At 70.5% G+C, this 18,457-nt stretch carries 14 protein-coding genes; 8 read left to right on the top strand and 6 right to left on the bottom strand.

Annotated features, from left to right (window positions below):
* Positions 1-24 precede the first annotated feature (24 nt).
* Complete coding sequence (locus ACFQUV_RS07590) at positions 25-2,856, bottom strand: PAS domain S-box protein (RefSeq protein ID WP_129610673.1); 2,832 nt, start codon at positions 2,854-2,856, stop codon at positions 25-27.
* 146 nt (positions 2,857-3,002) lie between these two features.
* Between ACFQUV_RS07590 and ACFQUV_RS07585 the strand changes: the two genes are divergently transcribed.
* From ACFQUV_RS07585 to ACFQUV_RS07570, 4 genes are all read left to right on the top strand, one after another.
* The gene (locus ACFQUV_RS07585) at positions 3,003-3,452 is read left to right on the top strand and encodes a response regulator (protein ID WP_129610674.1); all 450 of its coding nucleotides are present in this window, start codon (positions 3,003-3,005) and stop codon (positions 3,450-3,452) included.
* A 129-nt stretch (positions 3,453-3,581) separates the two neighbouring features.
* Complete coding sequence (locus tag ACFQUV_RS07580; protein WP_129610675.1) at positions 3,582-5,870, top strand: heavy metal translocating P-type ATPase; 2,289 nt, start codon at positions 3,582-3,584, stop codon at positions 5,868-5,870.
* Positions 5,871-6,104: 234 nt separating this feature from the next.
* Complete coding sequence (rnd, locus tag ACFQUV_RS07575) at positions 6,105-7,304, top strand: ribonuclease D (protein WP_280176764.1); 1,200 nt, start codon at positions 6,105-6,107, stop codon at positions 7,302-7,304.
* Between the two features lie 285 nt (positions 7,305-7,589).
* Positions 7,590-9,092, top strand: a complete 1,503-nt coding sequence (locus ACFQUV_RS07570; protein ID WP_129610677.1) for a PAS domain-containing methyl-accepting chemotaxis protein — start codon at positions 7,590-7,592, stop codon at positions 9,090-9,092.
* A gap of 67 nt (positions 9,093-9,159) precedes the next feature.
* On the opposite strand, the gene ppx is transcribed toward ACFQUV_RS07570, so the two are convergent.
* The 4 genes from ppx to ACFQUV_RS07550 all read right to left on the bottom strand — a co-directional run bounded on the left by ppx (position 9,160) and on the right by ACFQUV_RS07550 (position 14,388).
* The gene (gene ppx, locus ACFQUV_RS07565; protein WP_244601681.1) at positions 9,160-10,665 is read right to left on the bottom strand and encodes an exopolyphosphatase; all 1,506 of its coding nucleotides are present in this window, start codon (positions 10,663-10,665) and stop codon (positions 9,160-9,162) included.
* Positions 10,666-10,678: 13 nt separating this feature from the next.
* Positions 10,679-12,916, bottom strand: a complete 2,238-nt coding sequence (locus ACFQUV_RS07560) for an RNA degradosome polyphosphate kinase (RefSeq protein ID WP_244601682.1) — start codon at positions 12,914-12,916, stop codon at positions 10,679-10,681.
* A 174-nt stretch (positions 12,917-13,090) separates the two neighbouring features.
* Positions 13,091-13,840, bottom strand: coding sequence for a chromosomal replication initiator DnaA (locus tag ACFQUV_RS07555; RefSeq protein ID WP_244601683.1), 750 nt, complete (start codon positions 13,838-13,840; stop codon positions 13,091-13,093).
* Positions 13,840-14,388, bottom strand: a complete 549-nt coding sequence (locus ACFQUV_RS07550) for a CDP-alcohol phosphatidyltransferase family protein (protein WP_111387297.1) — start codon at positions 14,386-14,388, stop codon at positions 13,840-13,842. Before ACFQUV_RS07550 ends, ACFQUV_RS07555 begins: the two co-directional genes overlap by 1 nt.
* A 142-nt stretch (positions 14,389-14,530) precedes the next feature.
* Between ACFQUV_RS07550 and purM the strand changes: the two genes are divergently transcribed.
* The 3 genes from purM (at position 14,531) to ACFQUV_RS07535 (ending at position 17,128) form a co-directional block, all read left to right on the top strand.
* Positions 14,531-15,604, top strand: coding sequence for a phosphoribosylformylglycinamidine cyclo-ligase (gene purM / locus ACFQUV_RS07545; RefSeq protein WP_129610678.1), 1,074 nt, complete (start codon positions 14,531-14,533; stop codon positions 15,602-15,604).
* 2 nt (positions 15,605-15,606) lie between these two features.
* Positions 15,607-16,296 (top strand): phosphoribosylglycinamide formyltransferase, encoded by a 690-nt coding sequence (purN, locus tag ACFQUV_RS07540; protein ID WP_129610679.1) that lies wholly within the window; start codon positions 15,607-15,609, stop codon positions 16,294-16,296.
* A 109-nt stretch (positions 16,297-16,405) separates the two neighbouring features.
* Positions 16,406-17,128 carry a glutathione S-transferase C-terminal domain-containing protein gene (locus ACFQUV_RS07535; RefSeq protein WP_129610680.1) on the top strand — a complete coding sequence of 241 codons (723 nt, stop codon included), beginning with the start codon at positions 16,406-16,408 and terminating at the stop codon, positions 17,126-17,128.
* A 98-nt stretch (positions 17,129-17,226) separates the two neighbouring features.
* Here the strand turns inward: ACFQUV_RS07535 and ACFQUV_RS07530 are convergent, their stop codons facing one another.
* Positions 17,227-17,430: a cold-shock protein gene (locus ACFQUV_RS07530; protein WP_008385467.1), complete on the bottom strand. Its 204-nt coding sequence runs from the start codon at positions 17,428-17,430 to the stop codon at positions 17,227-17,229.
* A gap of 583 nt (positions 17,431-18,013) precedes the next feature.
* On the opposite strand from ACFQUV_RS07530, the gene ACFQUV_RS07525 reads away from it, so the two are divergent.
* A complete protein-coding gene (locus tag ACFQUV_RS07525; RefSeq protein WP_129610681.1) occupies positions 18,014-18,352 on the top strand; it encodes a hypothetical protein in 339 nt (112 codons plus the stop codon).
* Positions 18,353-18,457 lie beyond the last annotated feature (105 nt).

Genomic DNA, 18,457 nt, shown 5'->3' with positions numbered 1-18,457 from the left:
GCTCCTCTACCCGCAGCCAGCGCCCTACTCGGCCCCCCCGGCCGGCGGCTCGCTCGTCCGCCGCCGCCGCTTGCGGCCGGTCGCGTCCGGCGCCGTCGGGCCGCCCAGCGCCTCGCGCACCTTGGCGGCGAGATCGGCCTTGCGGTACGGCTTGTTGAGCAGGGTGACGTCGGGATCGAGGCGGCCGTGGTGGACGATGGCATCCTCGGCATAGCCCGAGGTGTACAGCACCTTCACGCCCGGCCGCCGGCGCACCACCTCGGCGGCGAGATCGCGGCCGTTCATGCCGCCCGGCATGATCACGTCGGTGAACAGGAGATCGAACAGCGCGCCCTGCTCGATCAGGTCGAGCGCCTGCGGCCCGCCATTCGCCGAGAACGTCCGGTAGCCGAGATCCTGAAGCAGCGTGATCACGTTGCGCCGCACCAGGTCGTCGTCCTCCACCACCAGGATGGTCTCGTGGCCGCCCGTCATCACGACGGCGGACGACGTCTCCTCGGCGCCCTCCTCGGCCTCGCTGATGCGCGGCAGGTAGAGCTTGACCGAGGTGCCCTGCCCCTCCTCGCTGTACAGCTTCACATGGCCGCCCGACTGGCGGATGAAGCCGTACACCATGCTGAGGCCGAGCCCGGTGCCCCGCCCCACCTCCTTGGTGGTGAAGAACGGCTCGAACACCTTCTCGCGCAGCGTCGCCGGAATGCCGGTGCCGTCGTCGCTCACCGCGATCATAACGTAATCGCCGGGGCGGGCGTCCGGATTGCTCTCCGCATAGGTGCCGTCGAGCGTCACATTGGCGGTCTCGACGACGAGCTTGCCGCCGTTCGGCATGGCGTCGCGGGCGTTGACCGCCAGGTTGATCAGCGCGGTGGAGAGCTGCGAGGCGTCCACCATGGCGCGCCACAGCCCCTCGCCCATCATGGCGGCGAGCTCGATGTGCTCGCCCAGCGTCGGGCGCAGCAGCCGCGCCGTGTCGGTGACCAGGCCGTTGATGTCGGTCGGCCGCGGCTCCAGCGGCTGCCGGCGCGCGAAGGCCAGAAGCTGGCGGGTGAGATCGGCGCCGCGCCGCGCCGCCTGATCGATCACCCGCGCGATGGTGGCGAGATGCGGACGGTCGGCGACCCCCTTGGTGAGGATCTCGATCGTGCAGGTGATCGCCGTGAGGATATTGTTGAAGTCGTGGGCCACACCGCCGGTGAGCTGGCCGATGGCGTCCATCTTCTGGCCCTGGCGAAGCTGGCGCTCGATATGCTTCGACTTGGTCAGGTCGTGATACAGCAGCACGGCGCCGCGCACCGTGCCGTCGCCATCGTAGATCGGCCGCGCCGTCAGCGACAGCGCCAGCTCGCGCCCCGAGGCCTGATCGCGCAGCACCAGCTCGGCGCCGTCGATCGGCTCGCCCCGCAGCACCCGGGCGAGCGGCCGATCGTCTCCCACGATCGCCGTGCGGCCGTCGGCGTCGAGCAGCAGATAGGACTTCTCCCACTCGTCCAGCGACACGCTGGCGTCGATGCCGAGCAGCGTCTTGCAGGCCGGGTTGACGTGCAGGAAGTTTCGGTTCTCGTCGGTGACCAGGAAGGCGTCCGGGATGCTGGCGATGGTCTTGTCGAGCAGCTCGGCGCTGCGCGCGGCCGCCAGCGTCTTCTCGGTCAGCTCGGAGACGTCGCGGTAGACCACCACGGCGGCCTCGTGCTGGCCGGCGTCGTTGCGGATCGAGCGGCCGCTCGCCACGATGTGGAGATCGGGCACGCCGTCGCGCCGGCAGATCACGTACAGGTTGTCGAAGCTCTCGCCCTGAAGGGCGCGGCCGATCGGCGTCTCGCCGGGCGGATAGGGCGTCACCCCGTCGGCGCGATAGCGCCGGTAGATGCGCTGCCACGCCTCCGAGCCGATGTCGAGACCGTCCCCGAACATCGCCTTGCAGGTCGCGTTGGCGAACAGCGTGTGGCCGTCGGCGTCGACCATCAGCACCGCCTCGGCCATGGTGTCGATGATGGTCCGCAGCAGATCGGAGTAGCGGCGGGCCTCCGCCTCGCTCTCCCGGCGGGCGCGCTCGGCCTGCTGGCGGTCGGCGATGTCGAGCGCGGTGGAGATGCGGTAGCGGACGCTGCCGTCGGGGTTGCGGATGCTGGTGACGGTCACCTCGACCGGCACGGTCGAGCCGTCCCGGTGCAGGAACTCCGACTCGTAGGTGATCCGCCCGGCGCGGTCGGCCTCGGCGACCGCCGCCGCCACCCGCGGCCGCTCGGCCTCCGGATAGGTGTCGAGCACATCGGCCCCACACACCTCGGCGACCGTCCGGCCGGTCATCGCGGCGCGGGCCGGATTGGCGAACGTGATGGTGTTGCTCGCCGCATCGCTGACCACCATGCCGATGGCGGCGTTCTCGAAGGCGTCGGCCCAGCGGCGCAGCTCGGCCTCCCGGGCGACGTGCTCGGTGATGTTCTCGGTGAACAGCACGACGCCGCCGATCTCGCCGGCCGGATCGAGCCACGGCCGCATCTCCCAGCGGAACCAGCCCGGGCCGGCACCCGGAGCCTCGAACACGTCGGTGTCGCAGCGCTCGCTGGCTCCGGCGAGGCAACGCGCATGCATGTCGCGCCACCGCTGCGGCAGCCCCGGGAACACGTCGTCATGGCTGCGGCCGACCAGGTTCTGGTCGGCGACCCCGTGGTCCTGCTGGTAGCGCCGGCTCGCCGCGAGATAGCGCATCTCGCGGTCGAACATGGCGATACCGACCGGCGCTGCCTCGATGCACAGCCGGAGCAGCTCGTCCCGGGCATGTGCAGGCGCGGCCACGGGCTCGGCCGCCGCGGCGCCGTTGCTGGGACCAGGGAGAGAAAGGTCGAGCGAAGTCATGACGCTTGTTTATCGCGACCAGGAGGATTTGTGCGACTCCGGTCGGAGAAATCGATGAACATTCCTTGCGCACTGTATACACTCGTCCGTGTACGAGAGAAGCACCACCCGCCGCAAGTCCGGTGTGGCAGTCCGGTCGCACCGCGATGGCGCGTCTTCTCTTGATCGACGACGACGAACTGGTCCGCACCGCACTCGCGGTTCTGCTGGCCGCCGAGGGGTACCAGGTCGAGGCCGCGCCGGATGGCCGCAGCGGCGTGGCGACGCTGGAGGCCGGGCGTTTCGATCTCGTCCTCTGTGACATCTTCATGCCCGAGATGGACGGCTTCGAGACGCTGCGGGCGGTGCGCCGGCTATGTCCCGGCCTGCCGGTGGTGATGATGTCGGGCCACACCCGCTTTCAGCGCAACCGCAAGGGGCCCGACTTTCTCCGCATGGCGGTCGACCTCGGCGCGGCGGCGAGCCTGAGCAAGCCGCTCGATCCGGCCGAGGTGCTGGCGGTGGTGTGGCGCTGCCTGCCGCCCTGCCCCGAGCTCCTGGAGCAGCCGCCGGCCCATCCGCCACCCGGGTCCGGCCCGGACTCCCCCGCCGCATGAGCCGCCGAGGGCGCCCTTCGCGAACGCCTCGCAGTCGCGTCAAAGCCCAGGATTATCCCTTACTTTCAGGCACTTCGCCGCAATGCTAACGATCCTCTCGCGTCTGGTTCGAGCCGGCGGCGAGGCACCATGGGCGAGCTTCTGAAGCGGTACGGGCTGGTGACCACCGCGGTGGTCGGCCTGGTGGTCGGCCTCGTCGCCTGGGGGCTCGGCGCCCCGAACCTCGCCCATTGGGCTTGGGCGGCCGGCACCGCCCCGGTGGTGGTGGCGCTCGCCATCTCGATCGCCCAGGCGCTGCTCGCCGGCCGCATGGGGGTCGACGCCGTCGCTTTCGTGTCGATGAGCGCCGCGCTCGCGTTCGGCGAGCCGCTCGCCGGGGTGGTCGTCGCCATCATGTACACGGGCGGCAATGTGCTGGAGGACATCGCGGTGGCGCGGGCCGAGCGCGACCTGCGCGCCCTGGTCGACCGGGCCCCGCGGATCGCCCATCGCCGCACCGGCGACGCCGTCGAGGATGTGCCCATCGAGGCGATCGCGGTCGGCGATCGCGTGCTGGTGCGGGCCGGCGAGGTGGTGCCGGTGGACGGCGCCGTCGTCGACACCGGCGCGCTGATCGACGAGTCGGCCCTCACCGGCGAGGCGCTGCCGGTGACCCGCCGGCCCGGCGAGGACGTGCGCAGCGGCACCGTCAATGTCGGCGGCACCTTCGAGATGCGGGCGACCGCGACCGCCGGCGAGAGCACCTATGCGGGGATCATCCGGCTGGTCACGGCGGCGCAGACCGCCAAGGCCCCGTTCATCCGTATCGCCGACCGCTGGGCGCTGCTGCTGCTGCCCGTCACCCTGGTGCTGGCGGGCGCCGCCTGGGCGTGGTCGGGCGATCCGATCCGGGCGCTCGCCGTGCTGGTCGCCTCGACCCCCTGCCCGCTGATCCTCGCCGCCCCGGTCGCCTTCATCGCCGGGGTGTCGCAGGCGGCCCGCCACGGCATCCTGGTCAAGGGCGGCGGCGCCCTGGAGGCGCTCGCCCGCACCGCCACGGTGATGTTCGACAAGACCGGCACCCTGACGGTCGGCGGCGCCCGGCTGGTGGCGATCGAGACCGCACCGGGCGAGAGCGCCGACGACGTGCTGCGGCTGGCCGCCTCGCTGGAGCAGGCGTCGCACCATGTGGTCGCCAGCGCCATCATGGCGGCGGCGGCCGAGCGCGGCCTCGCCCTGACGCTCCCCTCCGAGGTGCGCGAGAACCTCGGCTCCGGCCTGGAGGGCCGGGTCGGCCCCCACCTCCTGCGGGTCGGCTCGCCCGCCATGGTGTTCGGCACCGTCCGGCCGCCCGACTGGGCGGTGCGGGCGCTGCGCCGGGCGTCGTGGCGGTCGGCGCTCGCCGTGTTCGTGCTCGTCGACGGGCGCCCGGCCGGGGCGCTGCTGCTCGCCGACGAGCTGCGCAAGGAGACGCCGCGGGCGATCCAGATGCTGCGCTCGACCGGCATCGCCCGCATCATGATGGTGACCGGCGACCGCGCCGACGCGGCCGAGACCATCGGGGCGGCGCTCGATCTCGACGGCGTGCTGGCCGACCGCAGCCCATCCGACAAGGTCGATGCCGTCGTCACCGAGCAGCGCCTCGCCCCCACCCTGATGGTCGGCGACGGCATCAACGACGCCCCGGCGCTGGCGGCCGCCGGGGTCGGCATCGCCATGGGGGCGCGCGGCGCCTCCGCCTCCTCGCAAGCCGCCGACGTGGTGATCCTGGTGGACCGGCTCGACCGCGTCTCGCAAGCCGTCGCGGTCGCCCGGCGGGCGCGCGGCATCGCGGTGCAGAGCATCGTGGTCGGCATGGCGCTGTCGGCCGTCGCCATGCTGGCGGCCGCCTTCGGCTGGCTCACCCCGGTGGCCGGCGCCCTGGTCCAGGAGGCGATCGACGTCGCCGTCATCCTCAACGCCCTGCGGGCGCTGACACCCGGCCGGGCTGCCGGCTTCCGACGCCCGATGCCCTCGGCCGCAGCGCGCGACCTGCGCGAGGACCACGCCCGCCTGGAGCGCGACCTCGACGGTCTGCGCACCATCGCCGATGCCCTCGACGACGCCGACCCGGCCCGCGCCGTGGCGCTGATCGGCGAAGCCCACCGGCTGGTGACCGAGCATGTGGTGGCCCACGAGCGCGACGACGAAGTCTCGGTCTATCCCCGCCTCACCCGCTTCCTCGCCGACAACCACGGCCTCGCCGCCATGAGCCGGGCGCACCGGGAGATTCAGCACCTAGCCCGCCTGCTCGGCCGCCTCGCCGACGGCCTGCGGCCCGAGGATGTCGACCGCTACCTGATCCGCGACGCCCAGCGGGTGATCGAAGCGATCGAGGCGCTGGTGCGCATCCACAACGCCCAGGAGGAGGACATCTACGAGCACGCGGTCGCCGCCTGAGAACCCGGGGCCAGTAACGACATGCCGGCGCGCCCTCGGGCGGTACGCCCGAACTCGAGAATCCGTTGGATTTCCGCGAATATCGGGCCGTGCTGCTCGACCTCGGGGCGGCGGCGCGCTAAGATTCGTCGGGATGATCGATAAATAATCGACCTATCGGTTTCTTCCCCCTGCATTCGGCGGGCGTCCCCGGCCCGCTCCGTTCCGCTCCGTTTCATGCCGACAGAGGGTCCGTTGCGTTCGCGATCCGTCCGCGTCTCCGGTCTCCCCACCCCGTCCGAGGCCGTCGAACCCATCACCACCACCGAAGCGCTGGCCGCCACCTGCGAGCGCATGGCGGCGCATCCGTTCATCACCGTCGACACCGAGTTCCTGCGCGAGTCGACCTACTACCCGCTGCTGTGCGTCGCCCAGATGGCGACCCCGGACGAGGCCGTGGTGGTCGACGCGCTGGCCGAGGGCATCGATCTCGCGCCGTTCTACGCCCTGATGGCCAACGAGCGCGTCCTCAAGGTCTTCCACGCCGCCCGCCAGGACATCGAGATCGTCTGGCACCAGGCGTCGCTGATCCCGCATCCGATCTTCGACACCCAGGTCGCCGCCATGGTGCTTGGCTACGGCGACGCCATCTCGTACGACCAGCTCGTCCACCGCATCACCGGCGACGCTCTCGACAAGTCGAACCGCTTCACCGACTGGTCGCGGCGACCGCTGACGCCGGCCCAGATCACCTACGCGATCTCGGACGTCACCCATCTGCGCGACGTCTACCAGGCGCTGGCGGCCGATCTCGCCCGCCGCGGCCGCACCAACTGGGTCGACGAGGAGATGGAGATCCTCACCTCGCCCGACACCTACCGGGCCGACCCCGACACCGCCTGGGAGCGGCTGAAGAGCCGGGTGCGCAAGCCCAAGGAGCTGGCGGTGCTGATCGAGGTCGCGGCCTGGCGGGAGCGCGAGGCGCAGACCCGCGACGTGCCGCGCGGCCGCGTGCTCAAGGACGACGTCATCGGCGAGATCGCCGTGCAGGCGCCGACCACGCCGGAGCGGCTGGCGAGCCTGCGCTCGCTGCCCAAGGGCTTCGAGCGGTCGCGCTGGGGCCAGGATATTCTCGACGCCATCCAGGCCGGCCTCGCCCGCGATCCGAAGACGCTGCCGCCGATCGAGCGGCATCGCCCGCTCGCCAACGGCAGCGCCACCGTCGAGCTGCTCAAGGTGCTGCTGCGGATGACGGCCGAGCGCGACGGCGTCGCCGCCAAGGTGATCGCCACCGTCGACGACCTCGAGCACATTGCGGCCGACGACGAGGCGGACGTGCGTGCCCTCAAGGGCTGGCGCCGCGAGCTGTTCGGCGAGAAGGCGCTCGCCCTCAAGCACGGGCAGCTCGCGCTGGCGGTGGAGCGCGGCCGGGTGATCCTGGTCGAGCGAAGCTGATCGCGCCGCGACGGGCGCGGCCGCACGGCAGTCCTCTCCGACTGCATCCTCCGTCATGGCCAGGCCTGCCCGGCCATCCCCGTCTGTGTTGCTGCTCGGCCTGAAGTCGTGGATGCCGGGCACGAGGCCGGCATGACAAGTCGCCCTCAGCATTAGTCCGTTTCCTGCCCAACCCGGCGATATCGTTCCGACATCGCAGCAAGATTAGCTGATCAGTTTTCGAAAGTTTTTAGGCTTCTATGGCGAACTGGCATCTGACCACTCGCCGACCTGCCGGACTTTCACATGCGCAGCCTTCTCCGCGTCCCCTCGCTCCGGGCCACGTTCGAGGCCCTGAACCGATCCCAGGCCATCATCGAGTTCGAGACGGACGGGACCATCATCACGGCGAACGAGAACTTCCTCGCCGCGATGGGCTACAAGCTCGACGATGTGCGCGGGAAGCACCACCGCATGTTCGTCGATCCGGCTTACGCCGCCAGCTCCGCGTACCATGATTTCTGGGCGAAGCTGAACCAGGGCGAGTTCATGCAGGCGCAGTTCAAGCGCATGGGCAGCGGCGGCCGCGAGGTGTGGATCGAAGCCTCCTACAATCCGCTGCTGAACGCCCGCGGTCGTGTCTTCCGTGTGGTGAAGTTCGCCACCGACATCACCAAGGCCAAGCTCGAGCACGCCGAGCTGTGCGGCAAGGTGAACGCCATCGACCGCTCCCAGGCGGTGATCGAGTTCGAGCTGGACGGAACGATCATCACGGCCAACCAGAACTTCCTCGCCGTGATCGGCCATACGCTCCCCGAGATCCAGGGGCGGCACCACAGCATGTTCGTCGATCCGGCCTATCGGGCGAGTGCCGAGTATCGGGAGTTCTGGGTCGCCCTCAACCGCGGTGAATTCCGCAGCGGTCAGTTCCGTCGCCTCGGCAAGGGTGGCCGGGAGGTCTGGATCGAGGCGTCCTACAATCCGATCTTCGACATGAACGGGCGGATGTACAAGGTCGTGAAATTCGCCACAGACCTGTCCGAGCGCAAGGCCGAGAACGCCGCGCTGGCCGCCACGTTCGAGTCGAACGTCAAGGGGCTGGTCGGCACCGTCGCGACATCGGCCGGCCAGATGCAGCACACCGCGCAGGCGCTCGCCCTGGCGGCCGAGCAGACCAGCAGCCAGTCCGCCACCATGGCGACCGCCTCCGAGGCGCTGGCCGGATCGGTCGACGAGATCGCTCGCGAGCTGGCCGAGGCCAGCAGCGTGATCGCCCTCGCGGTCGACGAGGCCACCAAGTCGGACAAGATGGTGAGCGAGCTCGTCGACGCCGCCGACACGGTCAGCGAGGTGACCAAGATCATCGCCCAGATCGCCGCGCAGACCAATCTGCTGGCGCTCAATGCGACGATCGAGGCGGCGCGGGCCGGCGAGGCGGGCAAAGGCTTCGCGGTCGTCGCCTCGGAGGTGAAGACGCTCGCCAACCAGACCGCCGACGCGACCAAGCAGATCGATCAGCAGATGCGCGGCATCCAGGATTCCAGCAAGATCACGGCGGCCGCCATCCAGGAGTTCAATCGCGTCATCGGCCGCATCAGCGCCGTGAACGCCTCGATCTCCGGCGCGATCGAACGCCAGTCGGCGGCGACCCGCGATGTGTCGACCACGATCGCCGGCGTGACGCACGCGGCCGCCGACACCGGCCGCTCGTCCGCCGAGATGCTCGCAGGCGCACAGGTCTTGCAGACGCGCGCCAGCGATCTTGAAGACCGCGTCGACGCCTTCCTCCGGCGCGTGCGAGCGATGTGAGGTCGGGTCCGGCCTGATGCCGGAGCGACCCCAACCGCAGCCGCCGTCCGGTGGGTTCGAACGGCTCTCAGGTCACCAGCACGGCCTCGCGGCCGATCAGCCGGGCGAGCTGGCGCAGCCGGTTGGCCACGCGCTCGCCGGCGAGCGCCGTGTAGCGGCCGGTGAGCGACAGCTGGAGCTGGCCTTGCCGCACCACCAGCGGGGTCTCGGGCAGCACCCCCGGCATGGCGGAGGAGATCAGATAGGCGACCCGCATGGCACCGCCGAGCACGCGGGCCCGATCGATCATGCGGGCGGTGGCGAGCTCGCGCATGCCGGGCGCCAATTCGCCCTCGAACAGGCCGACATGGCGGAAGTACACGGCGAGCGCCAGGAAGGCGCGGCCCGGATGGTCGACGCCGAGGAAGTTGGCGTGCGAGATGACGTTGAACGACTGCTCGCCGCGATAGTCGGGATGCGCCCGCCAGGCGATGTCGCCGAGCAGGCAGGCGGCGTGGCGCAGGCGGGTCTCGGCGTCGGTCTCCTCGATGCCGGTCGAGGCCATGAAGGCGTCGGTCCAGTCGACCAGCTCGAGCCCGTGGGCCGGCGAGCGCGAGCGTAGCTGATTCAGCTCCATCGAGGCGGCGACCAGCGGGTCGCGCCGGCGCTCGCGTTCCCCCAGCGCCTCGTACAGTAGGCCCTCGCGCACGCCGGTCGCCGACACCACGATCTCGCGCGGCTTGCCATAGCGGATGATGTGCTCGAGCACGATCGCCGCATAGGCGAGCAGCGGCCGCCGTGTCTCGCTGATGGAGTCGATCTGCGACAGGATCTCGGGATTCACCCGCCGCACCAGGCGCACGAACTCCAGCGCCTCCTTGGCCGGCACGATGTAGTTGTGCATCACGTGCAGCGGATATCCGGTCTGCCGCATGTGCAGGCGGGTCAGCGCCCGCCAGGTGCCGCCGACCGCGTAGAAGGCGCGGCCGGCACCGCCCTTGAGCAGGCGCACGTCGCGCAGCGCCGTGTCGACGATCCTCTCGGCCTTCTTGAGCGAGCGCGCCGAGATGTCTTGCAGGGCGAGGCCGCCGAGCGGCAGCGTGATGCCGCCCTTGAGGCGGGTGCCGCGGGCGTCGACCAGCTCCAGCGAGCCGCCGCCGAGGTCGCCGACGATGCCGTCCGGCTCGTGAATGCCCGACACGATGCCGAGCGCCGACAGCATCGCCTCGCGCTTGCCGGACAGCACGTCGATCTTGGCCCGGCAGATCCTCTGGGCCTGGCGGATGAACTCGGGGCCGTTCTCGGCGTCGCGGCAGGCCGCGGTGGCGACCACCCACAGCCGCTTGACCCCGATGGTGTCGCACAGCACCCGGAAGCGCCGCAGCGACTGATAGGCGCGCTCCACCGCATCGGCGGCGAGCAGCCCGGTGGACAGCACCTCGCGGCCGAGCCCGGCCAGCACCTTCTCGTTGAAGATCGGGGTGGGGCTGCGGGTGAGCCCCTCGTAGACCACGAGCCGGATCGAGTTCGATCCGATGTCGATGACGCCCACCGGCGGCCCGGTGTCGAGCCGTCCCGGGGCCGGTTCCTTCACGGCGGGGGCGCGCCTAGGCACGGTCTCCCCGCCGGGTGAAGCTGCGCGGCGACGAGTCCTTCACCGACTTGCCGCGTCCGGACAGGCTGGGGTTGGTCATGAAGTACTTGTGCGCGTTGAAGGGCTCCTCGCCCGAGGCCGCCTTCATACGGGTCGAGCCGCCGTCCGGCAAGAGCGTCCAGCTCTGCTCGTTGTCCTTGAAGTTGGCCATCATGATCTGGTCGAGCACCTGCTCGTGCACGGTCGGATTGAGGATCGGGCACAGCACCTCGACCCGGCGGTCCAGGTTGCGGGGCATCATGTCGGCCGACGAGATGTAGACATGGGCCTTGGCGTGCGGCAGGCCGTGGCCGTTGCCGAAGCAGTAGATGCGGCCGTGCTCCAGGAAACGGCCGATGATCGACTTGACCCGGATGTTGTCGGAGAGCCCCGGCACGCCCGGCCGCAGGCAGCAGATGCCGCGCACCACGAGATCGATCGGCACGCCGGCCTGCGACGCCTCGTAGAGGGCATCGATGATGCCGGGGTCGACCAGCGAGTTCATCTTCATCCAGATCGCGGCCGGCCGTCCGGCCCGGGCATGGGCGGTCTCCTCGGCGATGTGGGTGAGCATGCGGGTGCGCAGGTCGAGCGGCGACACCGCGAGCCGCTCCAGCCCGGCCGGCTCGGCATAGCCGGTGATGAAGTTGAACACGCGGGCGACATCGCGGGCGATCGCCGGATCGGCCGTGAAGAACGACAGGTCCGTGTAGACCCGCGCGGTCTGCGGGTGATAGTTGCCGGTGCCGGTGTGCACATAGGAGAGCGGCTTGCCGCTCTCGCGGCGGACCACCAGCGACAGCTTGGCGTGGGTCTTCAGCTCGATGAAGCCGTAGACCACCTGAGCGCCGGCGCGCTCCAGGTCCTTGGCCCAACGAATGTTGGCCTCCTCGTCGAAGCGCGCCTTCAGCTCGACCACGGCAGTGACCGACTTGCCGGCCTCGGCCGCCTCGGCCAGCGCCTTGACGATCGGCGAGTCCTTGGAGGTGCGGTAGAGCGTCTGCTTGATCGCCACCACGTCGGGGTCGCGGGCCGCCTGCTGGAGAAACTGGACGACGACGTCGAACGACTCGTAGGGGTGATGGACGATCAGGTCCTTCTGCCGGATCGCCGCAAAGCAATCGCCCGCATGGTCGCGGATGCGCTCTGGAAAGCGCGGATTGTAGGGGACGAATTCGAGGTCGGGGCGATCAAGAGCGGAGAGCTGCGACAGCTCGGAGAGCGCCAGCACCCCGTCGACCAGGAACACCTCGTCGTCGGCGACCGCCAGCTCGCGCTGGACGAACCGTTGCAGGTCGGCCGGCATGGCGGCGTCGAGCTCGAGCCGGATCACCGAGCCGCGGCGGCGGCGCTTGAGCGCCGTCTCGTAGAGGAGAACGAGGTCCTCCGCCTCCTCCTCGATCTCCACCTCGGAGTCGCGCAGCACCCGGAATCCGGCCTGCCCCTTGAGCACGTAGCCGGGGAACAGCCGCGGCGTGAACAGCGCGATGGTGTGCTCCAGCGTGATCAGGCGCACCTGCCCGGACGCCTCGTCGCCGCCGGCGAGCCGGATGAAGCGCTCGATCTTGGACGGCATGCGGATCAGCGCGTTCATGGCCCGGCCGTCGCGGCCGCGGGCGAGCTGGAGGGCGAGCGAAAAGCCGAAATTGGGGATGAACGGGAACGGGTGCGCCGGGTCGATGGCGAGCGGCGTCAGCACCGGAAAGATGTGGTGGAGAAAATAATCCTCGAGCCAGGCCCGCTCGGCCTTCTTGAGATCCGGCGCCTCGACGAAGTCGATCCGCTGGGCCGCCAGCTCCTCCTTCAGCTCGCGCCACAGGCGCTGCTGCTCCTCGCCCAGCACCTTGACGCTCTCGTTGATGCGCGCGAGCTGCTCGCCCGGGGTGAGTCCGTCGGGGCTCTTGGTCACGATGCCTTCGCGCACCTGCCCCTTGAGGCCGGCGACCCGGACCATGAAGAACTCGTCCAGATTGTTGGCCGAGATCGACAGGAACCGGACCCGCTCCAGCAGGGGATGGTGCCGATTGGCCGACTCCTCCAGGACCCGCCGATTGAACTGGAGCCACGACAGCTCCCGGTTGATGAAGCGGTCGGGGTCGAGCGTCGTCCCGGGCCGCGCGGCGTCGCGGGCGACGGGCGCCAGGCCCTGCTCGCCGGGCCACGCTGCCGTCTGTTCGAGACTCTGCTGATCGACCATGCTCGTCCTGCCCATGCTCGGCCGCTCCGCGAGTCGCCGTGCCATACCGCCAGACCTCCGACTATGGGGTTGGACGAGACCTAAGGCCAGTCCTGGACCGAAGGATGACGCGGACGGGAAGTCGCGCCCGCCGACCGCGGCGGCCGATCCGGCGGCGGCTAGTCGCGGCTGCCGGCCCGCCGGCGGCCGCTACGCTCCCGGGCGCCGGTCGGCATCCGCCGCCGCCCCGCCCTCCGGCTCCGGGTCGTCGTCCTCGTCCGGCTCGCCATTCCCCAGCAGCTCCACGGCGAGCGCCCGGGTCACCGGCCGCTGCCGCCGCAGGCCCTCGTCGTCGAGGCGCGCCACCACGGCCCGGGCGGCCGTGAACGAGCGCTCGATCCGCCGCTCCAGATAGGTCAGGAGGCCGTCGTCGACGGCGAGCTGGCGATCGGCGAACAGCTTCACCAGCACGGCCCGCAGGAGCGCGTCGTCGGGCGCGGCCAGCGACAGCACCGGCAGGGCGCGCAGCCGCGACCGCAGATCGGGCAGGCGCAGCGGCCAGGCGGCCGGCGGCGTCCGTGTCGTCAGCAGCAGGAAGGCCCCGGCCTCGCGGGCCAGATTGAGCAGATGGAACAGCGCCACCTCGTCGAGCCCGGGGCCGGCATCCTCGATCACCAGGGCGCCGGTGGCGAGCGCCGCCGGCACCCCGGCCGCGTCGAGCGCCGCGGCCGGAACGATGCGGGCGTCCGCCCGGGCCGCCCAGATCGCCGCCAGATGGGTCTTGCCGGCACCGTCCGGCCCGGCCAGCACCAGCGCGCGCGCCGGCCAGTCGGGCCAGCGGTCGACGGCGTCGAGGGCGGCGGCGTTCGACGGCCCGCGCAGGAAGTCGTCGCGGGCCAGGCTCTCCGGATGGTCGAAGCCGAAGGCGAGCTGCTCCGGCTCGGCCCCGCGGTCCGCCATCAGCCGGGCTCGCCTTCCGTGGCGTTCATGTGGTGCACCCACTCCCGGGTGTAGAAGCCGATCGACACCAGCGTCAGCGCCGCCACCAGGTACATCAGCACGGCCTGCACCGGCTGCGCGTCGAAGCCGAAGCCCAGCGCCGCCAGCACCACCGAGGCGAAGACGATCTGCACCACCGTGTTCAGCTTCGACACCCACAGCGGCCGCACCTTGATGGGCCGACCGAGCAGCAGCGTGAACATGACGGCCGCGACGATCAGGACATCGCGGGAGACCACCAGGATCACCAGCCACAGCGGGATGGCGCCGACCATGCCGAGCCCGACGAAGATGGCGATGATCAGCGCCTTGTCGGCCAGGGGGTCGAGATGCGCCCCGAACTCGGTGGTCATGCCGAACCGCTTGGCCAGGAAGCCGTCGATGGCGTCGCTCAGGCCAGCGGCCAGGAACAGCAGAAAGGCGAGCCGCATCTCGTTCGCCGCGATGGCCCAGACCAGCACGGGAACCAGCAGGATACGCGCAATAGTTACGACATTCGGGAGATTCACGATCACACCCCGGCTCGCAGCTTCCGGCAACCCTCCCGGGCGCGAGCCCTCGGGCTTCATATTGTGATCGGCAACATTGCGCTAGGCCCGATTCCCACGTACCACCCCGCATCCAATCGTCACGGGCTGCGTGAGATCGTCCATGAGTGAGAGCCGCCGTCCGGGCCTGACCTACGCCGACGCGGGTGTCGACATCGATGCCGGCAACCGGCTGGTCGACCTGATCAAGCCGCTGGTGCGGGCCACCCGCCGGCCGGGCGCCGACGCCGAGATCGGCGGATTCGGCGCCGTCTTCGACCTCAAGCCGGCCGGTTTCACCGATCCGGTGCTGGTCGCCGCCACCGACGGGGTCGGCACCAAGGTCAAGATCGCGGTGGACACCGGCCACCACGACACCATCGGCATCGACCTCGTCGCCATGTCGGTCAACGATCTCGTGGTGCAGGGCGCCGAACCGCTCTTCTTCCTCGATTATTTCGCCTGCGGCCGGCTCGATCCGGAGCGCGCCGCCCGCATCGTGTCGGGCATCGCCGAGGGTTGCCGGCAAGCCGGCTGCGCCCTGATCGGCGGCGAGACCGCCGAGATGCCGGGGGTCTACCAGGGCGACGACTACGACCTCGCCGGCTTCGCGGTCGGCGCCGCCGAGCGCGGCGGCCTGCTGCCGCGCCCGGTCGCCGCCGGCGACGTGGTGCTCGGGCTGGCCTCCTCCGGGGTCCACTCCAACGGCTACTCGCTGGTGCGCCGCATCGTGGCGCGCTCCGGCCTCGCCTGGGAGGCGCCGGCTCCGTTCGATCCGGCCCGCTCGCTCGGCGAGGCGCTGCTGACGCCGACCCGCATCTATGTGGCCGGCTGCCTGACGGCGCTGCGCGAGACCCGGGCCGTCAAGGCGTTCGCCCACATCACCGGCGGCGGCTTCCCCGATAACATTCCGCGGGTGCTGGGCAAGGGCCAGGGCGTGCGCATCGATCTCGACGCCATCCCGGTGCCGCCGGTGTTCCGCTGGCTCGCCGCCGCCGGTGAGGTGGCGCCGGCCGAGATGCTGCGCACCTTCAACTGCGGCATCGGCATGATCGCCGTGACGGCCCCCGAGGATGCCGACGCGGTGGCGGCGGCGCTGACCCGGGCCGGCGAGCGGGTGACGCGGATCGGCACGGTGGGTGCGGCCACGGGCGACGAGCGGGTGACCTACACGGGCCGGCTCGCCCTGGAGGCGTGACCATGGCGGCCAGCGCGGTGGATATCGAGAGCGCGCAGCGCGCCCGCATGCGGGTGGCGATCCTGATCTCGGGCCGCGGCTCCAACATGGTGGCGCTGATCGAGGCAGCCGCCGATCCGGCCTTCCCGGCCGAGATCGCGCTGGTGCTGTCGAACCGGCCGGATGCCGCGGGGCTTGCCCGCGCGGCCGCTGCCGGGATCGCCACCAAGGTGATCGATCACAAGGATTTCGGTAAGAATCGCGAGGCGTTCGAGCAGGTCCTTCACGCGACGCTCGAAGCCCACGACATCGCCTGTGTGTGCCTCGCCGGCTTCATGCGGCTGCTCACCCCGTGGTTCGTCGGGCGCTGGGAGGGGCGGATGATCAACGTCCACCCCGCCCTGCTGCCGGCCTTCAAGGGGCTCGACACCCACGCCCGCGCCCTCGCCGCCGGGGTGCGGCTGCACGGCGCCACCGTGCACCTCGTGGTCCCTGAGATGGACTCCGGCCCGATCATCGTTCAAGGCGCCGTCGCGGTCGGCGACGACGACACCCCCGACACCCTGGCGACCCGGGTGCTGGCGGTGGAGCACCGCATCTATCCGCTGGCGCTGCGCTGGCTGGCCGAGGGCCGCATCACGGTGACGGCCGACCGCTGCCGGATCGCCGGCGTCCCGACACCCGACCGGGTGCTGGTCGCCCCCGGCGGCTGATGATCGCCGTCCGGACCGGCCGGCTGTCGTCCGGCGGCACCCGCCACGAAGTCGCCACGCGGCGCCCCGACAGTCGCGCCCCTCGACGCCCCCCGTCCCGAGGACCCCGATGATCACGCTGTACGGCTTCGGCCCGGCCTTCGGCCTGCCCGATCCCAGCGCCTTCGTGATGAAGGCGGAGACGCTGCTGAAGATGGCCGGCGTGCCTTACCGGGTTGCCCTCGGCAACCTGCGCAAGGCGCCCAAGGGCAAGCTGCCTTATATCGACGACGACGGGGCCGTGATCGCCGATTCGACTCTGATCCGCTGGCATCTGGAGAAGAAGTACGGCCTCGCCCTCGACCGCGGCTTGAGCGACCGGGAGCGCGCCGTCGCCTGGGCGTTCGAACGCATGGCCGAGGAGCATCTGTACTGGGCGCTGGTCCATGCCCGCTGGGTCGACGACGCCAATTTCGATCGCGGCCCGCGGCAGTTCTTCGCCTCGCTGCCGGCGCCGCTGCGGCCCGTGGTGATCGCCATGGTTCGCCGTGGCGTGCGCCGCGATCTGCACGGTCAGGGGCTCGCCCGGCATGCCCCCGAGGACCTGCTGCGCCTCGCCACCCGCTCCATCGACGCCATCGCCGAGTATCTGGGCGACAAGCCGTATTTCATGGGCGACGCGCCCACCACGGTCGACGCCACGATGTTCGCCTTCGCGGCCCATGCGCTGTGCCCGCAATTCGTCACCCCGCTGCGCACCGCGGCCGAGCGCCACGGCCCTCTGCGCCGCTATGTCGGGCGCATGGCGGAGCGCTACTTTCCCGACTACGGCGAGCTCGTCGCCGCCGCCTGATCCACGGCGCCCGGAGCAGCCGCCGGGCCATAAAAAAACCCCCGGCGAACCGGGGGCTACGGGACACACCCGCAAGCCGGACGAGCCGGCCCTGTCGCTTACGCGACCTTGAGGTTCTCCGCGGAGGTCTTGCCGCGGTTGGTGACGAGTTCGTACTCGACCACCTGACCCTCGTTCAGGGTGCTGAGGCCGGCGCGCTCGACCGCGGAGATGTGGACGAAGACATCCTTATCCCCGGTCGACGGCCGGATGAACCCATAGCCCTTGGTGGGGTTGAACCATTTGACGGTGCCTTTTTGCATCGTCGGTCTCCTGATCAAGTCTGACGTCGCGATGATCACGACATGCAATCTCTTGCATATCGCGTGACAACCCGGATTTTTGGGGAGTTCCGATACGTCGGCGCCTGCGGACGCACTTCGGGCCGGAGCGGCCAAAAACCGATTGCCGACGCACTAAACGCCAGAACCGCGAGGGACGCAAGTTGAAAGCGCCGACTTTGGACCGGATGTTCTTTTGCGAAACAGCGTCCCATCTGACGATCTAAAGTAACGCCACTGTACCGCACCGCACCATGCTCTGCGACTGCGACGCGCCGCGACGGAAACCGGAGCGTAAAGCATGCTTTACAGCGAACCATGGGGTTGCCGTCACCCCTGTAGAAATACCCCCCGGAACCCACCCTTACAGGATGTCGCAGCCCGGCGCTAAAATATTGGGCGCCCGAGTTGAAATGCTCGTTCCACTGCAACTCGCCCCGCCATAGTGTTCGCGTCGCTATCGTTCGCGTCCTTATCGATACCTGAGTTGCCGATCCGGGTATCCGGGCGCCCTCGCAACGACCTGGACGGTCGAGACCCGATGGCCGGGCCCCTGGAGACTCCGATGTCCCCTGTGAAGACGGCGTCGCGCTGGCCCGACAGGCCAAGCCTGCGGATGCCGCGACCGGCGCGGCTGCTCGCCCTGGCCTCGCTCGCCTTGGCGCTGCCGCTGGCCCTCTCGGCCTGGCTGATGCCCCCGGCCCTGGTGCTGCCCGCCTTCGCCCTGTCGGCCTTCGTGCTGTCCCTGACGCTCACGGTCACGACCCGGCTGCTCTCGGCGTCCGCGGTCTCCCGGCCCACGAGCCCGACGCTTCGCGATGTCGCCGGCGCCTTCGCGCTGGTCGGCGCCGCGGCCGCGATCTTCGCGGACCTCGATCACGCGGCCCGCTGGCTCGGGCCCTGACCTCCGGCGGCCGCCCCGGCGGTCGCCCGCACCCGATCCCCCGCACGGCCGAGCGAGACCGCCGTGAAAGCTCGCCTCACCACCGTCGCCCACCGCTTCCGGCGT

It is taken from the genome of Rhodoplanes sp. P11 (assembly GCF_964266735.1).
GTDB lineage: Bacteria > Pseudomonadota > Alphaproteobacteria > Rhizobiales > Xanthobacteraceae > Rhodoplanes > Rhodoplanes serenus.
This window is presented reverse-complemented; position numbering and strand designations above follow the sequence as displayed.

What these genes read in the sequence shown, in the direction of transcription:
- ACFQUV_RS07525 (WP_129610681.1), top strand. Translation starts at nt 18,014, where the DNA reads ATGTCCCCTGTGAAGACGGCGTCGCGCTGGCCCGACAGGCCAAGCCTG.
- ACFQUV_RS07535 (WP_129610680.1), top strand. Translation starts at nt 16,406, where the DNA reads ATGATCACGCTGTACGGCTTCGGCCCGGCCTTCGGCCTGCCCGATCCC.
- ACFQUV_RS07590 (WP_129610673.1), bottom strand. Translation starts at nt 2,856, where the DNA reads ATGACTTCGCTCGACCTTTCTCTCCCTGGTCCCAGCAACGGCGCCGCG.
- ACFQUV_RS07585 (WP_129610674.1), top strand. Translation starts at nt 3,003, where the DNA reads ATGGCGCGTCTTCTCTTGATCGACGACGACGAACTGGTCCGCACCGCA.
- purM (WP_129610678.1), top strand. Translation starts at nt 14,531, where the DNA reads ATGAGTGAGAGCCGCCGTCCGGGCCTGACCTACGCCGACGCGGGTGTC.
- ACFQUV_RS07570 (WP_129610677.1), top strand. Translation starts at nt 7,590, where the DNA reads ATGCGCAGCCTTCTCCGCGTCCCCTCGCTCCGGGCCACGTTCGAGGCC.
- ACFQUV_RS07555 (WP_244601683.1), bottom strand. Translation starts at nt 13,840, where the DNA reads ATGGCGGACCGCGGGGCCGAGCCGGAGCAGCTCGCCTTCGGCTTCGAC.
- ACFQUV_RS07580 (WP_129610675.1), top strand. Translation starts at nt 3,582, where the DNA reads ATGGGCGAGCTTCTGAAGCGGTACGGGCTGGTGACCACCGCGGTGGTC.
- ACFQUV_RS07530 (WP_008385467.1), bottom strand. Translation starts at nt 17,430, where the DNA reads ATGCAAAAAGGCACCGTCAAATGGTTCAACCCCACCAAGGGCTATGGG.
- purN (WP_129610679.1), top strand. Translation starts at nt 15,607, where the DNA reads ATGGCGGCCAGCGCGGTGGATATCGAGAGCGCGCAGCGCGCCCGCATG.
- ACFQUV_RS07560 (WP_244601682.1), bottom strand. Translation starts at nt 12,916, where the DNA reads ATGGGCAGGACGAGCATGGTCGATCAGCAGAGTCTCGAACAGACGGCA.